The sequence below is a fragment of the Streptomyces sp. S6 genome (assembly GCF_054880855.1).
In genome coordinates this window covers 18,494-40,428 of sequence record NZ_JBTYMC010000013.1, presented here as the reverse complement: position 1 = coordinate 40,428, position 21,935 = coordinate 18,494, and the positions used below count along the sequence as shown (strand labels likewise).

General features: G+C 69.1%; 18 protein-coding genes. 11 read left to right on the top strand and 7 right to left on the bottom strand.

Annotated elements, in window-relative coordinates; translation table 11 throughout:
* Nucleotides 1-43: 43 nt before the first annotated feature.
* The 5 genes from argC to ACVNF4_RS03505 are packed head-to-tail and all read left to right on the top strand — an operon-like array spanning nt 44 to nt 4,850.
* On the top strand, nt 44-1,072 hold the full coding sequence (gene argC / locus ACVNF4_RS03525) for an N-acetyl-gamma-glutamyl-phosphate reductase (protein WP_461801157.1): 1,029 nt from the start codon (nt 44-46) through the stop codon (nt 1,070-1,072).
* Nucleotides 1,069-2,220, top strand: a complete 1,152-nt coding sequence (gene argJ / locus ACVNF4_RS03520; RefSeq protein WP_461801156.1) for a bifunctional glutamate N-acetyltransferase/amino-acid acetyltransferase ArgJ — start codon at nt 1,069-1,071, stop codon at nt 2,218-2,220. The genes argC and argJ overlap by 4 nt, the downstream gene beginning before the upstream one ends.
* Nucleotides 2,217-3,125, top strand: a complete 909-nt coding sequence (gene argB, locus ACVNF4_RS03515; protein WP_461801155.1) for an acetylglutamate kinase — start codon at nt 2,217-2,219, stop codon at nt 3,123-3,125. Before argJ ends, argB begins: the two co-directional genes overlap by 4 nt.
* Nucleotides 3,122-4,318 (top strand): acetylornithine transaminase, encoded by a 1,197-nt coding sequence (locus tag ACVNF4_RS03510; RefSeq protein ID WP_461801154.1) that lies wholly within the window; start codon nt 3,122-3,124, stop codon nt 4,316-4,318. The genes argB and ACVNF4_RS03510 overlap by 4 nt, the downstream gene beginning before the upstream one ends.
* A gap of 7 nt (nt 4,319-4,325) precedes the next feature.
* Nucleotides 4,326-4,850 carry an arginine repressor gene (locus ACVNF4_RS03505; protein WP_461801153.1) on the top strand — a complete coding sequence of 175 codons (525 nt, stop codon included), beginning with the start codon at nt 4,326-4,328 and terminating at the stop codon, nt 4,848-4,850.
* Between the two features lie 9 nt (nt 4,851-4,859).
* Here ACVNF4_RS03505 and ACVNF4_RS03500 read toward each other — a convergent pair whose 3' ends face one another.
* The 7 genes from ACVNF4_RS03500 to ACVNF4_RS03470 form a co-directional block, all read right to left on the bottom strand.
* Nucleotides 4,860-5,597: an FAD:protein FMN transferase gene (locus tag ACVNF4_RS03500; RefSeq protein ID WP_461801152.1), complete on the bottom strand. Its 738-nt coding sequence runs from the start codon at nt 5,595-5,597 to the stop codon at nt 4,860-4,862.
* 56 nt (nt 5,598-5,653) lie between these two features.
* Nucleotides 5,654-6,760 (bottom strand): FMN-binding protein, encoded by a 1,107-nt coding sequence (locus ACVNF4_RS03495; protein ID WP_461801151.1) that lies wholly within the window; start codon nt 6,758-6,760, stop codon nt 5,654-5,656.
* Between the two features lie 74 nt (nt 6,761-6,834).
* Nucleotides 6,835-8,217 carry a ferredoxin reductase family protein gene (locus tag ACVNF4_RS03490; RefSeq protein ID WP_461801150.1) on the bottom strand — a complete coding sequence of 461 codons (1,383 nt, stop codon included), beginning with the start codon at nt 8,215-8,217 and terminating at the stop codon, nt 6,835-6,837.
* 101 nt (nt 8,218-8,318) lie between these two features.
* Entirely contained in the window at nt 8,319-8,957 is a 639-nt protein-coding gene (locus tag ACVNF4_RS03485; protein WP_461801149.1) for a hypothetical protein, read from the bottom strand.
* Nucleotides 8,957-9,307 (bottom strand): hypothetical protein, encoded by a 351-nt coding sequence (locus ACVNF4_RS03480; protein WP_461801148.1) that lies wholly within the window; start codon nt 9,305-9,307, stop codon nt 8,957-8,959. Before ACVNF4_RS03480 ends, ACVNF4_RS03485 begins: the two co-directional genes overlap by 1 nt.
* Nucleotides 9,304-14,142, bottom strand: coding sequence for an HD domain-containing protein (locus tag ACVNF4_RS03475; protein ID WP_461801147.1), 4,839 nt, complete (start codon nt 14,140-14,142; stop codon nt 9,304-9,306). Before ACVNF4_RS03475 ends, ACVNF4_RS03480 begins: the two co-directional genes overlap by 4 nt.
* A 239-nt stretch (nt 14,143-14,381) precedes the next feature.
* Nucleotides 14,382-15,299, bottom strand: a complete 918-nt coding sequence (locus tag ACVNF4_RS03470) for a hypothetical protein (RefSeq protein WP_461801146.1) — start codon at nt 15,297-15,299, stop codon at nt 14,382-14,384.
* Nucleotides 15,300-15,534: 235 nt separating this feature from the next.
* On the opposite strand from ACVNF4_RS03470, the gene ACVNF4_RS03465 reads away from it, so the two are divergent.
* The 6 genes from ACVNF4_RS03465 to ACVNF4_RS03440 all read left to right on the top strand — a co-directional run bounded on the left by ACVNF4_RS03465 (nt 15,535) and on the right by ACVNF4_RS03440 (nt 21,934).
* Nucleotides 15,535-16,728, top strand: a complete 1,194-nt coding sequence (locus ACVNF4_RS03465; protein ID WP_461801145.1) for an argininosuccinate synthase — start codon at nt 15,535-15,537, stop codon at nt 16,726-16,728.
* A gap of 80 nt (nt 16,729-16,808) precedes the next feature.
* Nucleotides 16,809-18,239 carry an argininosuccinate lyase gene (gene argH / locus ACVNF4_RS03460; protein WP_461801144.1) on the top strand — a complete coding sequence of 477 codons (1,431 nt, stop codon included), beginning with the start codon at nt 16,809-16,811 and terminating at the stop codon, nt 18,237-18,239.
* 54 nt (nt 18,240-18,293) lie between these two features.
* On the top strand, nt 18,294-18,794 hold the full coding sequence (locus ACVNF4_RS03455; protein ID WP_461801143.1) for a hypothetical protein: 501 nt from the start codon (nt 18,294-18,296) through the stop codon (nt 18,792-18,794).
* Nucleotides 18,795-18,845: 51 nt separating this feature from the next.
* Nucleotides 18,846-19,793 carry an aldo/keto reductase gene (locus ACVNF4_RS03450; RefSeq protein ID WP_461801142.1) on the top strand — a complete coding sequence of 316 codons (948 nt, stop codon included), beginning with the start codon at nt 18,846-18,848 and terminating at the stop codon, nt 19,791-19,793.
* A 78-nt stretch (nt 19,794-19,871) separates the two neighbouring features.
* Nucleotides 19,872-20,423 carry a TetR/AcrR family transcriptional regulator gene (locus tag ACVNF4_RS03445; RefSeq protein WP_461801141.1) on the top strand — a complete coding sequence of 184 codons (552 nt, stop codon included), beginning with the start codon at nt 19,872-19,874 and terminating at the stop codon, nt 20,421-20,423.
* Nucleotides 20,420-21,934 (top strand): MFS transporter, encoded by a 1,515-nt coding sequence (locus ACVNF4_RS03440; RefSeq protein ID WP_461801140.1) that lies wholly within the window; start codon nt 20,420-20,422, stop codon nt 21,932-21,934. Before ACVNF4_RS03445 ends, ACVNF4_RS03440 begins: the two co-directional genes overlap by 4 nt.
* Nucleotide 21,935: the final 1 nt, after the last annotated feature.

Sequence of the window (21,935 nt, the reverse complement as noted above, 5' to 3'; positions counted from 1 at the left end):
GTGCAGCGAGACGTATAGTCATGCCATTCAGGAGGAGGAGTTCATGGTGGTACGTGCGGCAGTCGCCGGGGCGAGCGGGTATGCGGGTGGTGAGGTGTTGCGCCTGCTGCTCGGTCACCCTGAGGTCGAGATCGGCGCGCTCACCGGGAACTCCAACGCCGGACAGCGTCTCGGTGGGCTTCAGCCGCATCTGCTGCCGCTGGCCGACCGGGTGCTGGCGGAGACGACGGCCGAGGTGCTCGCCGGGCACGACGTGGTCTTCCTCGCGCTTCCGCACGGGCAGTCCGCAGCCGTCGCCGAGCAGCTCGGGCCGGATGCGCTGGTCGTCGACATGGGGGCCGACTTCCGGCTGAAGGACGCCGGTGACTGGGAGAAGTTCTACGGCTCCCCGCACGCCGGTACCTGGCCCTACGGCCTGCCCGAACTGCCGGGAGGCCGCGCCGCGCTGGAGGGGTCCAAGCGCATCGCGGTCCCCGGCTGCTACCCGACGGCCGTCTCCCTCGCCCTGTTCCCGGCCTACGCCGCCGGACTCGCCGAGAACCAGGCCATCGTCGTCGCCGCCTCCGGCACCTCCGGCGCGGGCAAGGCGCCCAAGGCCAACCTCCTCGGCAGCGAGGTCATGGGCTCCATGTCGCCGTACGGCGTCGGCGGCGGCCACCGGCACACGCCCGAGATGATCCAGAACCTCAGCCTGGCTGCGGGCGAGCCGGTCACCGTCTCGTTCACGCCGACCCTCGCGCCCATGTCCCGAGGCATCCTCGCCACGTGCAGCGTCCAGGCGAAGCCCGGCGTCACCGCCGAGACCGTCCGCGCCGCCTACGAGAAGGCCCTCGCCGACGAGCCGTTCGTCCACCTCCTCCCCGAGGGCCAGTGGCCCGCGACGGCGTCCGTGCAGGGTTCCAACGCCGTTCAGATCCAGGTGGCCTACGACGCCGCCGTGCACCGGATCATCGCGATCAGCGCCATCGACAACCTCACCAAGGGCACCGCCGGCGGTGCCGTCCAGAGCATGAACATCGCCCTCGGCCTCCCCGAGGAGCTGGGCCTTTCCACGATCGGAGTCGCACCGTGAGCGTGACGGCAGCAAAGGGATTCACGGCGGCGGGCATCGCCGCCGGGATCAAGGAGAGCGGCAACCCGGACCTGGCCCTCGTGGTCAACACCGGGCCGCGCCGCGCCGCCGCCGGTGTCTTCACCTCCAACCGCGTGAAGGCCGCGCCGGTCCTGTGGTCGCAACAGGTCCTCACCAGCGGCGAGTTGACAGCCGTCGTCCTCAACTCCGGCGGCGCCAACGCCTGCACCGGACCGAAGGGCTTCCAGGACACGCACGCGACGGCCGAGAAGGTCGCCGAGGTGCTGGAGATCGGCGCGGGCGACGTCGCCGTCTGCTCGACCGGGCTCATCGGCGTCCTGCTCCCGATGGACAAGCTGCTCCCGGGAGTCGAGGCGGCTGCCGGTCAACTGTCCGAGCACGGCGGCGAGAAGGCCGCCATCGCCATCAAGACCACCGACACCGTCCACAAGACGTCCGTCGTCACGAAGGACGGCTGGACCGTCGGCGGCATGGCCAAGGGCGCGGGCATGCTCGCCCCCGGCCTCGCCACGATGCTGGTCGTCGTCACCACCGACGCGGACATCCCGAGCGACCTGCTCGACAAGGCACTTCGCGACGCGACCCGGACCACCTTCGACCGCGTCGACTCCGACGGCTGCATGTCGACCAACGACACCGTGCTCCTGCTGGCCTCCGGCGCCGCCGAAGTCACCCCGGAGTACACCGAGTTCGCGGAAGCCGTCCGCCAGGTCTGCGACGACCTCGGGCAGCAGCTCATCCGGGACGCCGAGGGCGCCAGCAAGGACATCAAGATCGAGGTGATCAACGCGGCGACCGAGGACGACGCCGTCGAGGTCGGCCGCTCCATCGCCCGCAACAACCTCCTCAAGTGCGCCATCCACGGCGAGGACCCCAACTGGGGCCGCGTCCTGTCCGCCATCGGCACCACTGGGGCCGCCTTCGAGGCCGACGAGTTGAACGTCGCCATCAACGGCGTCTGGGTCTGCAAGAACGGCGGCGTCGGCGAGGACCGCGAGAAGGTCGACATGCGCTACCGCGAGGTGCACATCGTCGCCGACCTCTCCGCCGGCACCGAGACCGCGACGATCTGGACCAACGACCTCACCGCCGACTACGTCCACGAGAACAGCGCGTACTCCTCATGAGCGAGACCCGCAAGCACAAGGCCCTCCCGAAAGCACAGATCCTCATCGAGGCGCTCCCCTGGCTGACTCGGCACAACGGCAAGACAGTTGTCGTCAAGTTCGGCGGGAACGCCATGGTCGACGAGGAGTTGAAGGCCGCGTTCGCCCAGGACGTCGTCTTCCTGCACCACGCCGGGCTCAAGCCGGTCGTCGTGCACGGCGGCGGCCCGCAGATCAACGCCGCGTTCGAGAAGCACGGCATCGTCAGCGAGTTCAAGGCCGGGCTGCGCGTCACCACCGAGGAGGCCATGGACGTCGTCCGCATGGTCCTCGCCGGACAGGTGCAGCGCGAGCTGGTCGGGCTCCTCAACCAACACGGGCCGCTCGCCGTCGGGTTGACCGGCGAGGACGCGCACACCATCACCGCCGTCAAGCACCGGCCCGAGATCGACGGCGAGTTGGTCGACATCGGCCGGGTCGGCGAGATCACCGCGATCGACACCGGCGCCATCGAGGCGCTGCTGGCCGACGGCCGGATCCCGGTCGTCTCGTCGATCGCCCGCAGCGAGGACGACGGACATGTCTACAACGTCAATGCTGATACGGCGGCTGCGGCACTCGCTGCGGCACTGGGCGCCGAAACCCTCCTCGTCCTCACCGACGTCGAGGGGCTCTACGAGGACTGGCCGAACTCCGACGAGGTGATCAGCCGCCTCACCGCTTCCCAACTGGAGAAGCTGCTCCCGGAGTTGAGCGCCGGCATGGTCCCCAAGATGGAGGGCTGCCTGCACGCGGTGCGCGGCGGCGTACAGACCGCGCGGGTCATCGACGGCCGCGTCCAGCACTCCATCCTGCTGGAGATCTTCACGGATGACGGGATCGGCACGATGGTCGTGCCCGACGAAGACGAGGGGGACTCGGAATGACCGGCAATCAGGAGCTGACCGCCCGCTGGCAGGGCTCGCTCATGAACAACTACGGCACCCCCCGCCTGCCCCTCGTGCGCGGCGCGGGCGCCAAGCTGTGGGACGCCGACGGCAACGAGTACCTCGACTTCGTCGGCGGGATCGCCGTCAACGCGCTCGGCCACGCCCACCCGGCGATCGTCGAGGCCGTCTCCACGCAGATCGCGTCCCTCGGCCACGTCTCCAACCTCTTCGTCGCCGAACCCCCCGTCGCCCTCGCCGAACGGCTCCTCGCCCGGTTCGGGCGCGACGGCAAGGTGTTCTTCTGCAACTCCGGCGCCGAGGCCAACGAGGGCGCGTTCAAGATCGGCCGGCTGACCGGGCGTACCCACATGGTCGCCACCACCGGCGGCTTCCACGGCCGCACCATGGGCGCCCTCGCGCTCACCGGCCAGCCTGGCAAGCAGGACGGCTTCCAGCCGCTCCCGGGCGACGTCACACACGTCCCCTACGGCGACGCGCAGGCGCTGGCCGCCGCCGTCACCGACGAGACCGCACTCGTCATCATCGAGCCGGTGCAGGGCGAGAACGGCGTCGTCGTGCCGCCCGCCGGGTACCTCAAGGCGGCGCGCGCCATCACCGCCGCGACGGGTGCGCTGCTCGTCCTCGACGAGGTGCAGACCGGCATCGGGCGGACCGGGAACTGGTTCGAGTACCAGGCCCACGAAGGCGTCCTGCCCGACGTCGTCACCCTCGCCAAGGGGCTCGGCGGCGGGCTGCCGCTCGGTGCGACCGTCGCCTTCGGGCGGGCCGCCGACCTCCTCCAGCCCGGTCAGCACGGGACCACCTTCGGCGGGAACCCCGTCGCCTGCGCCGCCGGGATCGCCGTCCTCGACACCATCGAGAACGACGGGCTGCTGGAGAACGTCAAGGCGCAGAGCGAGAAGCTGCGGGACGGGATCGAGGGTCTCGGACATCCGATGATCGATTATGTCCGGGGCGCGGGGCTCCTCCTGGGTATCGTGCTCACCGGGCCGTATGCCGCGCAGGTGCAGCAGGCGGCCCAGGATGCCGGGTTCCTGGTCAACGCGCCTGCCGCCGACGTCGTACGGCTCATGCCGCCGCTGAATCTGCGGGACGAGGAGGTGGCGGCGTTCCTCGGGGCGCTGCCCGGTGTCCTCGATGCCGTGAACGGGGACCGAGCCGGAGAATGAGACGACGATGAGTGATGCCGCCGCTGGGCCGGCCGTTCCGCAGACGCGTACGGCGCGTCATCGGAGGATCGTGGACATTCTCAACCGGGAGCCGGTGCGGTCGCAGAGCCAACTGGCGAAGCTGCTGTCCGATGACGGGTTGAGTGTCACGCAGGCCACTTTGTCGCGTGATCTCGACGAGTTGAACGCGGTGAAGATCCGTAACACCGACGGGGACCTGATCTATGCGGTGCCCAGTGAGGGCGGGTTCCGTACGCCTCGGGCGCCGTTGGGGGAGTCCGCGAAGGAAGAGCGGATGCGGCGGCTCTCTCAGGAGTTGCTGATCTCCGCGGAGGCTTCCGCGAATCTGGTGGTGCTGCGGACACCTCCGGGGGCTGCGCAGTTCTTGGCGTCCGCGATTGATCAGGCTGAACTGCATGACATCTTGGGGACCATTGCCGGGGATGACACGTTGCTGCTGATCAGCCGGGAGGCTACCGGGGGGCAGGCGCTCGCGGATCATTTGTTGCGGTTGGCTCAGAACGGGGGCTGAAGGGGTATCTCAACCTAGCCTTGTCGCAAGGCCCCCGGTGCATCTGACCTCGTCTCCCGCTGTGATCAGTAGGGCCTCTACGTCTGGCAGCGACTCCAGCCACTCCAGACCCTGCCTCGATCCCATTGCGAATGCCGCTGTCGCCCAGCAGTCCGCCCAGGTGAGAGTGGGGGCCACAACTGTTACCGCTACCAAGTCCGTTACCGCCGAGTGGCCTGTCTTCGGGTCGACGATATGCGCACCCCGCTCCGCCGTGCCCGATGTCGCCACCGCCAACTCCGGGGCGCCCGCTGCGGATACCACCGCCGCCAAGCCTCCCGGGCGGAGTGGGTCCGACACGCCCACCCGCCACGGGCGTTCGGGACCCGGTACCCCCAACAGCTGTACGTCTCCGCCTCCGTTGAGGCTCACCCCCGTCGCGCCGGCCGCCGCGAGCATGCGGGCTGCTCTCTCTATGGACCAGCCCTTGACGATGCCCGTGGGGTCCAGGTGGCCCTCGTAGCGCATGCTGAACCAGCCGTCGCTCAACTGCTCGGCCCGGGCGCCGAGTTCGAGGATCTCGGTGACTTCGGGGGAGCAGTCGGACAGGGTGAGTTCGCCTCGGGACAGCCGGGAGATCTCGCTGTCCTCGCGGTAGGTGCTGAAGACCGCGTCGGCGCGGTGGAGGGAGGCCACGGCTTCGGCGAGGGCGGTGCGGACCTGGACGGGATCCCCGCCGCGGACGTCGAAGGAGAAGACAGTCCCCATGACTTCTTCCACATGACGTACCGCGGCGGGAGTTTCGGAGGGGTCCGGCACCGGGGTCAGATCCCGGCCTGGTCGAGGGCTGACTGGAGGGACTTCTTGTACCCCTCGGAGGTGGAGGTGGCGCCGGAGACGGTGTCGAGGTTCGCGGACTGCTTCGTGAGGACTTCGGAGTTGAGCTTCGGCACCGACAGCTCGGTCTTCTGCGTCGAGGTCCCGCCCGAGGGCGCCTTGACGGCCTCCGCCTTGGTGACCTTGCCGCCCGCGACGGTGATGCGGACCTGGACGTCGCCGTACTGCGTCTGCGAGACGTTGCCGGTGAAGGTGCCGGACGCCTGCGCCTGGCCGCCACCCGACTGCTGACCCCCGCCCGACTGCTGTGAACCACCCTTCGAGGCACCGGCGTTGGCCTTGTCGATCGCCGACTGGAGGGACTTCTTGTACCCCTCGGACGTGGAGGTCGCCCCCGACACCGTGTCGACGTTCGCGGACTGCTTCGCCAGCACCTCGGAGTTGAGCTTCGGCACCGACAGCTCGGTCTTCTGCGTCGAGGTCCCGCCCGAAGGCGCCTTGACGGCCTCCGACTTGGTGATCTTCCCGTTCGCGACGGTGATGCGGACCTGGACGTCCCCGTACTGCGTCTGCGCCACGTCACCCGTGAAGCTGCCGGACGCCTGCGCCTGACCGCCGCCCTTCTGGCCGCCACCTTGCGCACCACCCGAGTTGGCCTTGTCGATCGCCGACTGGAGGGACTTCTTGTACCCCTCGGAGGTGTACGTCGCCCCCGAGACGGTGTCGATGTTCGGCGACTGCTTGGCGACGACGTCGGCGTTCAGCTTGGGAACGGCGTCCGCGGTCTTCTGCGTCGACGTACCCCCCGACGGCGCCTGCACGGCTTCCGCCTTGGTGATGCGGTTGTTGTCGATCGTCAGCTTGACCTGGACGTTGCCGAACTGCGTCTGGACGGCGTCCCCCGTGACCGTGCCCGTGACGGGCGCCCCGGCGCCGCCCTGGGCCGAGTCCTGCGCCTGCGCGCCCGAACCTGACGCCTGCGGGGAGGACGAACCGGGGTCGGAGGACGGCTTGAGCGTCAGCAGCAGCACGACCCCGGACACGGTGGCGGCACTGGCCAGCACGACACGCCGAAGCGGGTGGCTCTTCCTCATGTGTTTCTGGGCTCCTGTTATCCGTGGAAGGAGAGGTCAAGTGGGAGGTGGCGTGCGGCAGTCGGACCCGGAGGTCACATCTCGAACGACTCGTGGTGGATACGGCGGGCCGGGACCCCGGCGCCGCGCAGCGACTCGTACACCGACTGCGCGAACCCGCCGGGACCGCACATGAAGACGTCGTGCTCGGCGATGTCCGGGATCTTCCGCTCCAGGGACTCGGCGGAGATGTCCGGGCGTTCGCCGTCCGGGCTGTTCACGGCGTACATGAGGCGTGCGCCGCGCTCGTCGGCGATCTTCGCGAGTTCGTCCCACAGGGCGAGGTCGCGGGTGGTGTTGGCCCGGTAGAGGAGGGTCAGGTCGCCGGGGGCGCCCGGCAGGGTCTCGAACAGGGCGCGCATCGGGGTGATGCCGACACCGCCGGCCACCAGCAGCACCTTGCCCCGGCTGCGGCGGGACGCGGTCATCGCGCCGTACGGGCCCTCGGCCCACACCTTCGTGCCGGGTGCCAGTTCGCGCAGGGCCGCGCTGTGGTCGCCGTTCGCCTTCACGGTGATCCGCAGCATGCCGGGGCGCGGGGCGGCGGACAGCGAGTACGGGTGCGAGCTGAAGCGCATGCCGGGGGCGAGGAACCGCCAGCGGAAGAACTGGCCGGCCTCCGCGCCCATCCGGTGCAGTTTGCGCCCGCCGATCAGCACCGACACGACGCCGGGTGCCTCCTCGACGACCGCCTCGACGTACATGCGGTGCCGCAGGTTCAGCCGGATCGGCGTCAGCAGGCGGTACCAGACCACCAGCGCGGTGACCGTGCCGTACAGGCCGTACCAGACCGTCTTCGCCGTCGAGTTGACGACGAACTCGTTGCCCGTGGTGAGCTGGTGCCAGAACGTCATGAACACGGCCGAGTACGTCATCAGGTGGATGTGGTACCAGGTGTCGTACGGCATCCGCTTGCGGACCCCGCCGACCGAGACGACGCCGATCAGCACCAGCAGGCCCGTGCCGATGGCCGCTTTGCCCATGTCCGGGAGCTGGTTGACGAGGTCCAGCGTCTGCTGCACGAAGTCGCCGAGCGTCTTGCCCGCCTGGAGCGCGTAGCCCCACACGATCAGGAACACGTGCGCGAACGTCAGGCACAGCGTGTACCGGCCGCTCATCGCGTGCCACCGCGCGACCCGGTCCGAGCCGACCCACCGCTCCAGCACGGGCACCCGCGCCATCTGGAGCACGACGAGTGCCATCAGATATCCCGCCAACAGGCCGGTGATCCGGCCCGCGTTGAGAATCATGCTGTCGGTGTTCGCGACGTTCGGCGTGTTGTCCCACCACAGCCACAGCACACCCACGGCGCCCGCCCACACGGCGAGCAGGAGCGGGACGGCCGGGGACCGGCGCGGGCGGATGCGGCGCATCGTCTGGCGGCGGGCGGCACGTCCGCCTGCGATCGTGGTGGTCACGGTTCCTCCGGGGGACTTGACCCTTGGCCCACGAATACGTGGCGGAGGCGGGGAGTGTTCAGCCGGTTGGAGAGTCCGCGCGGAGTTTTCTACGGATCTTTCTACGAGCCTTCTTGCCGGGCGCAGGTCGTCACGGGCGTCACCGAGGTCACTTGAGCTGCGGGGAGCGGCGTTTCCCTGCCGTCCTTCTCCTTGATCCGTACGCCCTGCCGGCCCGCGCCGAGTAGTTCACCGCAGCGGTCACCGGTCGTCGTGCCCACCCGTACCAGGTGGGTGGGCGCCGGGTCGTCCGCCGTCGTCGTCCATACGACGATCACCGCTGCCGCCGCCAGGGTGATTCCGGCCAGACAGCACCACGTCGCGTAGCGGATGTACCGGGTGACCCGGGCGATTTCGCTCTTCGTCCACGTGCGGAGCGCCTGGCCCGCCAGCAGGATCCGGCTGTCCGGGGTGCCGTGCGCGGCGCGTACGGCCAGCACCGAGCCGGTGAGCAGGAGGACGAACGCGGTGACGACGAGTGCGCCGGCCGTCTGCCGGGACCAGTCCGGCACCTTCGCGAGGTCGTCGCCGCCTTTCAGGGTGACCAGGATCGCGAGGAGCGCGGTGAGGCCGGTGAGGCCGGAGCGCCAGCCTTCCGCTTGTCTTCTCAGCTCCGGGAGTTGGGTGAACTCCAGTTCTCTGGCGAGTTCGGCCCAGCGGCGGTTGCGTCTGTCTGTTGGGGATGCGGGTGCGGGTGCCATCAGGGGGTGCCTGCTTGGAGGTTGGTGAGGGTCCAGCTGGCTCCGCAGCCTATGAAGGGGACGTCCGGGGGGAGTTGGGGGTGGGGGTGGCCGCACTCGCAGTAGTGGACTTCTTGGAGGAGGGTGGATTCGGGGGTGGGAGCGGGGTGTTGGCGTCGGCTGAAGATGCCTTTTGTGCCGGTGCCGGGGAGGCCGTAGGCGTACTGGGAGGTGGTGGGGCCCTGGCAGCGGGGGCAGGTGCCTTGGAGGGTGAGGGAATTGCCGTCGGGGGAGGGGTGGTGGGTGAAGGGGGTTGGGGTGTCGCCGAGGTGGGTTTCGGCGTAGGGGGTGTCGTGGGTGTGGGTGGTCATGAGCTTGTCTGGTCCAAGGTCAGGTTGAACATGTCGGCGTAGAGGGATAGGCGGTTCGTCACCCAGGTTTCGGTCATGCCGGTGGCTTCTGCGGCGAACTGGATGTGTTGGTGGGTGACTTGGCCTTCCAGGGCGGGGAGGAGGCCGTCCAGGTGGCGGGTGAGGATGGAGAGGTCTTGCCAGAGGGGGATGAGGTCGGGGGTGGTGGGGAGGGGGGTGGGGGTTTCGGTGAGGGGGAGGTAGGGGGTGATGCGGGCGGCTGTGCGGGGGAGGGGTTCGCCTAGGCGGGCGGCGATGCTGAGGAGGTCGAGGGGGGTGTAGGGGGAGGTGGGTGGGGTGACGCGGTGGGTTTCGTCGAGGGCCAGGAGGTCGTGTTGGTCGGGGACTTGGGTGGGGAGGTCTTCGAGGTGGGCGGGGATGAGGGCGCCGATCTCGCGGAGGGGGAGGAGTTGTGCGTAGGCGGTGGCTGGGGCGATCGCCCTGTGGTGTGCGTAGGCCGCCAGGGCTCGGGGGCGCAGGGGCTTCCACACAGGGGTGCCGAGGGTTTGGTTCGGATTGCCCAAGTGGGACATCAGGGCGGTCACCATGTGCCCGGCCGGATGAAAGCCAACGAGGGACGCGGGGAGGTGGGGCAACGCGAACCCGAAGCGTTCGGTGTAGGCGCTCGCTGAATCCCACACCTCGCCCAGCGTCTCGTTGAGGCTGTTCGCGGCATTGAACAGGATGGCGGACGTCAACTCGTCGGCGGGATAGTCCTCCTCGGTCAGGGACGGTTCCGTGCCGGACAGGACATAGCGGTCGTGGAGCGGCAGGGCGTGCCATTCGAGGACGATCGAGATGTCGTCCGGCACGTCGACGCCGGCTCGCCGCAGATCAGCCATCGCGAGGTCCGGATCCTTGATGCCGGAATCCGCGACGTACGCCAGGGACAGGGACTCGACGGTCAGCCCGTTCTCCAGGACGACCCCCAGGAACGCGAGACGCCTCACCAGGATGGCCGCGTCGACCGATGGCCGCACTCGGGCCGCCTCGGTATCGGAGACGTACCGGCGTTCGTGGCATAGCCCGAGGTCTGCGGCCACTTGCGCGAGCCGCTTCTCCGCCGTTCGCAGGTCGGTGCCCAGAGTGTCGGCGAAGTCCACGGTCGCTGCCCACGGCAGCAGGTCTCCCCGGACGAAGGTGTCCACCACGTCCTGGAGGTCGTTGTCGAGGAGGGTCCAGGGAAGGATTGCCTCCCGGGTCGGGACCGTCCAGCCCAGCCAGGAGAAGTCGGTGAGATCCTGGAGCACTTCCAGCACGCTCAGGCCGACGTTCTTGGCAACCTGATGCAGGTCCATGGCCGTGGTGGGCAGAGCCCGGACAGGCCTGGTTTTCCCGGTGGGCGCGAGGAGGAAGATCCGCTGGAGGTTCACGTTTGTGCAGACGTAGTCCTGGTGGTGTTCCGGGACCACGGGCAGAGGTGTGGGAAGGAGAGGCTGGAAGGGGGTGAGCTGCCGCACCAACTCGCCGAGGGAGAGAGACGATCGGGCCGAGAGTGCGATCAGAGAGCCCCAGTGGAGGGCGCCATCGCCGCCGACCACCTGGGACATCGTTCCGCTGCCCGGATCGAGGAGCTTGAGGAGAGCGTCGTTCTCCGGCACCTGGGTCACCGTCTCTCCCCGGTGCGGGAGAGGTGCGTACTGCTGATGCATGACCCTCAGCCCTCTGAGCCGGCGCTGCACGTGTTCGGGGCTCGTCTCCTGCACAGCGGACCGGTACAGCACGTGATGCCAGGGGACGGGGATGTGCTGGACGAGGTCCGCGTCCCCCGGCACAGGAACCGGATACCCGGCGAGGTCGGCCGGCGCCGCCAGTTCCTGATAGCGCTGTGACATTCCGAAGACCTTCGCGCGCCAGGGCAGGTAAGTTCCTTGTCCCACAGCCGAGTTGGGGTTCTCGATCAGGGCCTCGTCTCGATGGAACCAGCCCACCTGGTCCAAGGGTGTGGGCTTCCTCCCTGGTACCTCGGCTCGCACCCCCTCACCTCGCCATTCCGAATCCAGCACTCTCGCCACAGCAGGACTCCGCTGATCCAGCCGCCACGTCCAGCGCTGCGACAGCAACGACGAACTGGGCAACACCCCCGCCCCCCTCCGCCACAGCGACTCCACCCACCTGGCGTCGTACCCCTGCAACTCCTTCCGGCTCACACTGAGTTTCCCCGCCTGCTCCCCACTCAGATTCACCACATACCCGAACGGCTCCTGATCGGTGGCGATCCCGTCGCACAGAATCGCCCCACCTCCGTCCACCCACCAAAGCATCCCGGGAACCGCTTCCGCATGCGGAAGTTCCTCCGCTTGCAAAGCCCCCGGACTCCACTCGTTCTCCAGTCCGCCCGAATCCTTGGCCTCCATCCGGAATTCACTCACCCACACCAGATCCTGCAACACCCGCACACACGAAAGATCCCGAATCCGCTCATCCTCCCGCAAATAGAGCCGAACCCGAGTACCCCCCTCCGCCACCCCGTCATCACGCCCATCATGCCGCTGAACCCGAAACAGACTCCCACTGCTCGGAATATCCACCCGCAACGCATACTCCGCAGGAATCCCCTCCGGACTCACCTGCCTCGTCACAATGCTCATCTCTTCGGCGAGCATGAAATAACTGAACACCCCGATCCCGAACCGGCTGTTGGGATAAAGCCGCAACTCAGGATCATGCCGCAACCACTTCGACTGCTCCCGCCGAAAAGAAGACGACCGCTCGAACCGACTCCCCGCCCGAGTGAACGTCTGCTTCAGCTGCTCCCTGCTCATCCCCACACCATTGTCCCGGCACTCCACATACCGCCCCCGCTCATCCTCCCCCTGACTGAAGACGATCCGCCCGCTCCACTCGACAGGATGAGCCCCCACACTCTCCAGATACCGCCACCGCATCTCCCGATACCGGCACGCGTCCATCGCGTTCTGATACAGCTCCCGAAGAGCCAACTCCGGCTCACCCCCGTAAAGCTGCTCCCCCATCAACAACTCCCGCACCTCGGTCTGCGCGAGATGAAACCGCAGCAACGGCACCTCGTAAGACTCCCGCCCCCCGATCCGGGACGGCCGCAGATCCCGATCGGTCACCCGCCCCGGCACATCCGCGAGCACCCCACCCCCGGACACCCGCCCGGCCACCCGATCCGCCTCCTCGACCACCTCCACCAGAGCCGCATGCACGGCCTGATGCGGACAGAGCGCATCCAGATGCAGCGCACTCCCTTCCCGATGCCAGCTCAACTCCCGTGCCACCCCCACCACTTGCTGAGGCAACACCGCATCGGACACAGCAAGATGATCCGCGACGACATCGGGCAGCACCCGCACATCCACCGCCAACAACGAGGCGAGCCGCAGCAAGGACCCCAACTCCCCGACCCGCAGCACCTGATGCCCCTTGCCGGGCAACAGGACCTTCCGGGAGGCCCCCCACACCTCATCGGACCCCACCCCCGAGGCCACCGCCCGCAACAACTCCCCGAGATCCAGCGCCCGATCCTCCGCGAGCCCCAACCGAGACGCCAGCGCCACAGCCGACGCCACCGGCATCACCTCGTCGTCCGTCTCGAACCGATCCGCGATCCACCGATGGACGAGCCACATGGTGAGCGCGGCGACATCCTCGACCCGCCCCCGAGCCCGACAGTCCGCCAACTTCCGGGCGATCCGCCCGTGCTGCTCGACGATCTGCTCGTAGTGCAGCCGATGCGCACTCCCACCCCGCCGCGAGACGTCGTACGGCTGCACCTCGACGGCCTGACTCACCCGCTCCGCCCAAGCCACCTCGTGCAGGAACGGCGCGGCGACCAGCGCGATCACCTCGACGGCGGACAACACGAGGTCGGGGGGCAGGAGTTCCGGCAGACGGTCACGCAACACGCGGACGGGGAAGGCGTCGTCGACCCAGGGATCGGCGTCCGGCAATCGCTCCTGCGCGCGATGCACGACCCGGGCACTGTCCTCGGCGAACTCCTCCAACACCCCCACCAGAGCGGCCCGTTCGCATTCCTCGACGTGGTTCCACAGGGGCGTCTCCCGAACGGCCCCCTGCCACGCCTCCAGCAGTGCGCGCCCCTCGCAGATCTCCGTCTTCCTGGTCCGCTCCTCCTCGTACGTCCCGTACCGGAACCAGGGCGTCTGCCGCACCCCGTGCCGCCGGGCGGACTTGACGGTCGCGGCGCGGGCGGCGGCGAGGACGTCCTCGACGGTCCGGGCCGGTGTCATGGGCCCGAGGGCCTCGGCGAGCCCCTTGGCGAAGAAGCTGCCCTCGCCGGTGTAGCCGCTGTACTCCCCGGCGGAACACCCGGCCATGACGGCGAACCCGCCCCGAGGCGGCCCGCTGTCGGCCTGGTTGGCGAACTGGACGCCGTCGCCCACGAGTTCGGTACGGCAGGCGTCGATGAACCAGAGAACGGTCCCCGCCTCGCAACCCCGCAGCAGGGGACTGATGTTGGCCGGCATCAGGGAGTCGAGGTGCAGCTCGCTCCACACCCCGTCGGCCGGGGCGATGGCGTCGGCGGGGACGAGGTAGTCCGTGCCGCCGACCCGCAGCCCGTGCCCGCTGAAGTACAGCAACAGCGTTCCGCCGGAGGGGACTTGACGGGCCGCACCGTCGATCGCCAGCTTGATCCGACTGCGCCCGGCGTCAGGCAGTACCTCGACCTCGTACCCCGACCCCCGCAACGTCGCCTCCAGCAGCCGCAGATCGGAGCCGACCGTCTCCTCCAGCGGCTCCAGCACCTCCACGGTCTCCGGCGCCCGCCCGACCCCGATGAGCAGAGCCCTGCGTGCCACCTGTGCCATGTCCCCAACCCCTCCCCGATCAGGAGAACATGATGGCACCGAGCGACCACGACGAAGGGGCCCTCGGCGACACCGAGAGCCCCACGACGCGAGCGGGGTCCTCAGCCGCCGCTGAGAACCCCATATCGCCGAAATCTCACCTCACGGAGAGCCCCGCGGAGAGCCCCATCCCCGCGAAGACACACGCGACAGCCGCCCCGGCCGGCGTTTCCTCGGGGCGGCCACCGCGACCTGTCACGTCACTGGTTGACCGTGCAGGCCGCCAGCGCGTCCAGACCGACCGGCTTCTCACCCTGTCGCCCGATGGCCGTCGCGATGCGGTTGATCGTGGAGACGCGCTTGTCCTTGAGCGGGCCGACGATCGCGTTCTGGACGAAGTTCGGGCCGCCCTGGCCGACCGTCTTCACGATCCGGTCGTTGGCCTCGTTGATCTGCGTCTGGAGCAGCTGGAGGTTACGGGTGACCTCGGCCTGCGCGGAGGCGGGGATGTTCGCCGGGAGCTGCGAGGCGACGTCCGGGCAGGAGATCTTGCCGGCACCGGCCGCGTTGCCGGCGTTGCCCGCGTTCCCGGCATTGCCCGCGTTCCCGTTGTTGTTCTTCCCGCCGTTGTTGTTACCCGCGTTGGCGTTGTTGCCCGCGTTCCCGGCATTGCCGTTGTTGTTGCCCGCGTTGCCCTTGTTCCCGCCCGCGTTCGTCCCCGCGTTGCCCACGCTGCACGCGGCCAGCGCGTCCAGGCCGACCGGCTTCACGCCCTGTCGCCCGATGGCCGTCGCGATGCGGTTGATCGTGGCGACACGCTTGTCCTTGAGCGGGCCGACGATCGCGTTCTGGACGAAGTTCGGGCCGCCCTGGCCGACCGTCTTCACGATCCGCTCGTTCGCTTCCTGGATCTGCGTCTGGAGCAGCTGGAGGTTACGGGTGACCTCGGCCTGCGCGGAGGCGGGGATGTTCGCCGGGAGCTGCGAGGCGACGTCCGGGCAGGAGACTGTCCCTGGGCCTGCCGCGAGGGTCTGGGCGTTCGCTGTGGTGTTGTCGTTCGACGAGTCCTGCCCGGCGAGAGCGGTGCCGGCGATGACCGCGCCGGAGAGTACGACCGCGGCGGCGCCGCCGATGAGACCGACGCGACGCTTGTTGTACTTCGGAAGAGCCCTGGACATGGCAATGCCTCACTTGGGTCAGGAGTGGTGGGTCAAACGCGGCGCCGTTGCGTTCGCCGTGAAGTACGGGCAAGCGGTTGACGTTGTTCAACCCCACCCCAAACGTCGGCCAAGGGATCTTCACAGGCGGGTCGGGAAAGTGAACGCCGTCACCTGCCGCGAACCCCGGATTGACGAACCATGCAGAGTTCTGCATACTCATGCATGTCAGCGAATGCACTGTGAGGAGAAACCCGTGACCGAGCGCGTCGTACTCGCCTACTCAGGCGGATTGGACACCTCCGTCGCCATCGGCTGGATCGCCGAGGAGACGGGCGCCGAGGTCATCGCCGTCGCGGTCGACGTCGGCCAGGGCGGCGAAGACCTGGACGTCATCCGCAAGCGCGCCCTCGCGTGCGGCGCGGTCGAGGCCGAGGTGGCCGACGCGAAGGACGAGTTCGCCGAGGAGTACTGCCTCCCCGCGATCAAGGCCAACGCCCTCTACATGGACCGCTACCCGCTGGTCTCCGCGCTGTCGCGGCCGACGATCGTCAAGCACCTCGTCGCCGCCGCCCAGAAGCACGGCGCCACCACCGTCGCCCACGGCTGCACCGGCAAGGGCAACGACCAGGTCCGCTTCGAGGCCGGCATCGTCGCCCTCGCCCCCGACCTCAAGTGCATCGCCCCGGTCCGTGACTACGCGATGACCCGTGACAAGGCGATCGCGTTCTGCGAGCAGAAGAACCTCCCGATCGCGACCACCAAGAAGTCCCCCTACTCCATCGACCAGAACGTCTTCGGACGCGCGGTCGAGACGGGCTTCCTGGAGGACATCTGGAACGCCCCGATCGAGGACATCTACGAGTACACGCAGAACCCGGCCGTCGCCCGTGACGCCGACGAGGTGGTCATCACCTTCAAGGCGGGCGTCCCGGTCGCCATCGACGGCAAGCCCGTCACCGTCCTCCAGGCCATCCAGCAGCTCAACGAGCGCGCCGGCGCCCAGGGCATCGGCCGGATCGACATGGTCGAGGACCGTCTCGTCGGCATCAAGTCCCGCGAGGTGTACGAGGCCCCGGGCGCGATCGCGCTCATCACGGCCCACCAGGAGCTGGAGAACGTCACCGTCGAGCGTGAACTCGCCCGCTACAAGCGGCAGGTCGAGCAGCGCTGGGGCGAACTGGTCTACGACGGCCAGTGGTTCTCCCCGCTCAAGCGCGCCCTGGACGGCTTCATCGACGAGGCCAACCAGCACGTCAACGGCGACATCCGGATGACCCTCCACGGTGGCCGCGCGGTCGTCACGGGCCGTCGCTCGGACACGTCCCTGTACGACTTCAACCTGGCCACGTACGACACGGGCGACAGCTTCGACCAGGCCGCAGCCAAGGGCTTCATCGACATCTACAGCCTGTCGTCGAAGATCGCGGCCAAGCGGGACCTCGCGTAACCGATAGCGTGACAACCGCCTCCCCACACGCACGCGTTGGGGAGGCGGTGGCACATCATCAGCTTTGAGGAGCAAGTGCAGTGAGCAGCAACAGCGGTGACGTACGGCTCTGGGGCGGCCGTTTCGCCGACGGTCCCGCCGAGGCCCTGGCGAAGCTGTCCGCGTCCGTCCACTTCGACTGGCGGCTCGCGCCCTACGACATCGCCGGCTCCCGCGCCCACGCGCGCGTGCTGCACAAGGCGGGCCTCCTCACCGAGGACGAACTCACCCGCATGATCGCCGGGTTGGACCAGCTGGAGGCGGACGTCGCCGACGGCTCCTTCGTCGGCACGATCGCGGACGAGGACGTCCACACCGCCCTGGAACGCGGCCTGCTGGAGCGCCTCGGCCCCGATCTCGGCGGCAAGCTCCGCGCCGGACGCTCCCGCAACGACCAGGTCGCCACCCTCTTCCGGATGTACCTGCGCGACCACGCCCGGATCATCGGCGGCCTCGTCGCCGACCTCCAGGACGCGCTGATCGGCCTCGCACAGGCCCACCCGGACGTCGCGATGCCGGGCCGCACGCACCTCCAGCACGCCCAACCGGTGCTGTTCGCCCACCACTTGCTGGCCCACGTCCAGCCGCTGGCCCGCGACGCGGAACGCCTGCGGCAGTGGGACGACCGTACGGCCGTCTCCCCGTACGGCTCCGGCGCGCTCGCGGGCAGCAGCCTCGGTCTCGACCCCGAGTCGGTCGCCGCCGACCTCGGTTTCGAGGGCGGCAGCGTCGGCAACTCCATCGACGGCACGGCCTCCCGTGACTTCGTCGCCGAGTTCGCCTTCGTCACCGCGATGATCGGGATCAACCTGTCCCGGATCGCCGAGGAGATCATCATCTGGAACACGAAGGAGTTCTCCTTCGTCACCCTCCACGACGCGTTCTCCACGGGCTCGTCGATCATGCCGCAGAAGAAGAACCCGGACATCGCGGAGCTGGCGCGCGGCAAGTCGGGCCGCCTGATCGGCAACCTGACGGGCCTGCTGGCGACTCTGAAGGCCCTCCCGCTGGCGTACAACCGCGACTTGCAGGAGGACAAGGAGCCGGTCTTCGACTCCTGCGACCAACTCGAAGTCCTCCTCCCCGCGTTCACCGGCATGATCGCCACCCTCACGGTCCACCGCGACCGCATGGAAGAACTCGCCCCCGCCGGCTTCTCGTTGGCCACGGACATCGCCGAGTGGCTGGTGAAGCAGGGCGTCCCTTTCCGCGTGGCCCACGAGGTGGCGGGCGAATGCGTCAAGGTCGCCGAATCCCAGTCCAAGGAACTGAACGACCTGACGGACGACGAGTTCGCCAAAATCTCCCCCCACCTCACCCCCGAGGTCCGCACCGTCCTCAACGTCCCCGGCGCCCTCGCCTCCCGCAACGGCCGAGGCGGCACGGCCCCGAGCGCGGTGGCTGTCCAACTGGGAGAACTGAAGGCGGACGTGGCACGGCAGCACGAGTGGGCCGACGCCAAGAAGAAGTAGCCCACATCGAGTGACCCCCCGCCTCCCCAGGCAGACAGGGAGGCGGGGGAAACCATGGGGGATCATCGACTGCTCCACAGATTCCGCGTCGCGCTCGCCCTCTTCGCGGCAGCGGGAGTAGCCGTCCTCTTCTGCTACGAGCTGTTCCTCAGGGACGCCGAACGCGAGGGATTCCTACGGGAGTTGACGACGGTCCTGGACGCCCGCGACGGCATCGCCGCGTGGGCGTGGCCAGCCAAAGCCAACCCACACTCGCCACCGAGTAGGTCCCCGCCTCCTGAGGCGAAGGGGGTCGAAGGGGCGCAGCCCCTCAAGGATGGGACGGGTAGGGGCGGCGGGGGCGAGGACCATCCCACCTCAACCCACGGGCCCCTCGACGTCCCCGGCCGGATGACCGTCCGCTACACCCAGCAACTCCCCACGAGCTACCTCGCACTCGCGGACCCGGACGCCCCGGTCCTCGACATCACCCGCGCCACCCACCCCGAGGTCTTCGCCCACTACGTGACGTACGCCCGCAGAGCCCTGGAGGACAGCCGGGAGGTCCCCCGCTGACCCCCGGGTTACGTTGGCGGGGTAAAGCACCCCCTGCGAACAGGACCCCCCATGCGTCTCTCCGCCCTGCCCACCCCCCGTCTCGGTCTCGGCCTGGCAGCAGTGGGCCGTCCCGGGTACATCAACCTCGGCCGGGACCGTGACCTGGGGCAGGACCGAACGGTCGACGCCCTCCGCACCCGCACGCACGAACTTCTCACGGCGGCCCACACGGCAGGCATCCGCTACCTGGACGCGGCCCGCTCGTACGGCAGGTCGGAGGAGTTCCTCGCGGAGTGGCTGCGCGCGAACCCGGACGTCGACGACGTGGCCGTCGGCAGCAAATGGGGCTACACGTACACGGCCGGCTGGACGACGGACGCCGAGAAGCACGAGGTCAAGGACCACACCCTCGCGACGTACGACCGACAGCGCGCCGAGACGGCGGAACTGCTCGGCGACCGGCTGGACGTCTACCAGATCCACTCGGTCACCCCGGACAGCCCCGCCCTGACGGACAAGGCCCTGCACGCCCGCCTCGCAGAGGACGGCACCCCCGTCGGCTTCTCCACCAGCGGCCCCGCCCAGGCGGACGCGATCAGGGCGGCGCTGGAGATCACGGTCGACGGAGAGCCCCTGTTCAGCACGGTCCAGTCGACGTACAACGCCCTGGAGACCTCGGCGGCACCGGCGCTCGCGGAGGCGCACGCCGCCGGCCTCACGGTGATCGTGAAGGAGGGCATGGCGAACGGCCGTCTCGCGGGCGACACGGCCCCGCCCGCCGTCCGGCAGATCGCCGAGGACACCGGAGTCGGCCCGGACGCGATCGCCCTGGCCTGGATCCTCCACCAGCCCTGGACGGGCCTGGCCCTCTCCGGCGCGGCGACGACCGCCCAGCTCACGGCCAACCTGAAGGCCGAGACGATCACCTTGGACGACACCCAGCGGGCCGCCCTCGCGGCGCTCGCGGAGACCCCGGCGGCGTACTGGGCGACCCGCGCCTCCCTGCCCTGGCACTGACTCACCCCTAGCCGGAAGTCCTGAGACGGCCACGCCCTGCATGAGACAAACATGTCTCACGTGGGTTATGGTCGTCTCATGGCCGTCGACCGTGACCACGTGCTGCGCACCGCCGCAGCCCTGCTGACCCGCAAAGCCACCGCCACGATGGACGAGGTGGCGAAAGCGGCGGGCATCAGCCGCGCCACCCTGCACCGCCACTTCGCGGGCCGGGACGCGCTGATCCGCGCCCTGGAGGCGTTCGGCATCGAGGAGTGCGAAAGCGCACTCGACGCGGCACGGCTCGACGAGGGGACGGCACAGGACGCCGTCCGCCGTCTGGTCCGCGAATTCGAACCGTCCGCCGCGCTGATCGCCTTCCTCTACACGGAGAACCAGCTCTTCGAGGACGGCAGCGTCAACGAGGGCTGGGCGCGGATCGACGAACGGGTCGAGGCGCTGTTCAGACGCGGCCAACTGGCCGGCGAGTTCAGGATCGACCTGAGCCCGGTCTGGCTCACCGAGGCCCTCTACGGCCTGCTCGGCTCCGCCGTCTGGCTCGTCCAGTGCGGAAAGGGCGCCCCCCGGGACTTCCACCACATGACCGTCGAGCTGATGCTCGGCGGTGCGCTAAGGAGAGAGGAATCATGACCAGCACCGTGCAGACGACGGGTACGACCGAGGTGACGAAGCGTCCGGGCCGCTGGCTCGGGCTCTCCGTCCTCGTGCTCGCCGTGCTGCTGGTGGCCGTGGACGCCACCGTCCTCGGCCTCGCGACCCCGTACATCAGCGAGGACCTCAAGCCGTCCGGCACGCAGTTGCTGTGGATCGGCGACGTCTACTCGTTCGTCATCGCCGGCCTGCTCGTCTCGATGGGCAGCCTCGGCGACCGCATCGGCCGCAAGCGCATCCTGCTCGTCGGCGCGACCGCGTTCGGCCTCATATCGATCCTCAACGCGTATGCCACGACACCGGAGTTGATGATCGCGGCCCGCGCGCTCCTCGGCGTCGCCGGCGCGACCCTCATGCCCGCGACTCTCGCGCTGATCCGCAACCTCTTCCCCGACCCCCGCGAGCGCAGCCTCGCCGTCGGCATCTGGGGAGCGACTGCCTCCGCCGGTACGGCGATCGGCCCGATCGTCGGCGGTTTCCTCCTCGAACACTTCTGGTGGGGTTCGGTCTTCCTCATCAACCTCCCGGTGATGGCCGCCCTCGTCGTCATCGGCGCGAAGCTCCTGCCGGAGTCCCGCAACCCGAACCCCGGTCCCTGGGACCTCCCGAGCGTGCTGCTCTCCCTCGTCGGCATGGTCGCGGTCGTGTACGGCGTGAAGGAGGCCGCCGCCCACGGCTTCACCCCGGTCGCGCTGACCGTCGGTGTCCTCGGCGCCGTCGCCCTCTACGGCTTCGTCCGCCGCCAACTCGCCCTGCCCGTCCCCCTGCTGGACATGAAGCTGTTCCGCAACCGGGGCTTCAGCGGCGCGGTCCTGGCCGACCTCCTGACCGTCCTCGGCCTCTCCGGCCTGGTCTTCTTCCTCTCCCAGTACTTCCAACTAGTCCAGGAACGCCGCCCGTTGGAGGCGGGGCTCGCCGAACTCCCGGCAGCGATCGGCGCGGTGGCGGCGGGCCTCCTGGCAGGCCGGGCGGCCCGCCGCTACTCGGTCCGCCTGGTCGTCTCGGGCGGCCTGGCGGCGATAGGCATCGCCCTCGCGGTCCTGACCCAGCTCCACACCTCGACGGGTTACCCCGTCCTCGGCGCCGCCCTCCTGGTCGTCGGCCTCGGCGCCGGCTTCTCCTTCACGGTCACGGCGGACGTCATCCTGTCGTCGGTCCCCAAGGAGCAGGCGGGCTCGGCCTCGGCAGTGTCGGAGACGGCGTACGAACTGGGCGCGGCGTTGGGCATCGCGGCCCTGGGCTCGATCGTGACCGGCGTCTACCGAGGCTTCGAGTCCCCGGCGGGTACACCGCAGGCGGCCCACGAGTCGCTGGGCGGCGCGGTGGAGTCGGCGGCAGCACTCCCGGAACACGCGGCGGAGGCACTGCTGACGTCAGCGAGAGAAGCGTTCATCGACGGCTTGTCGGCGGCGGCGGGAGTGGGAGCGGTGGTACTCCTGGCGGCTTCAGTGGCGGCTTGGTTCCTACTCCGCGGACGCAAGTTGGCCTAAT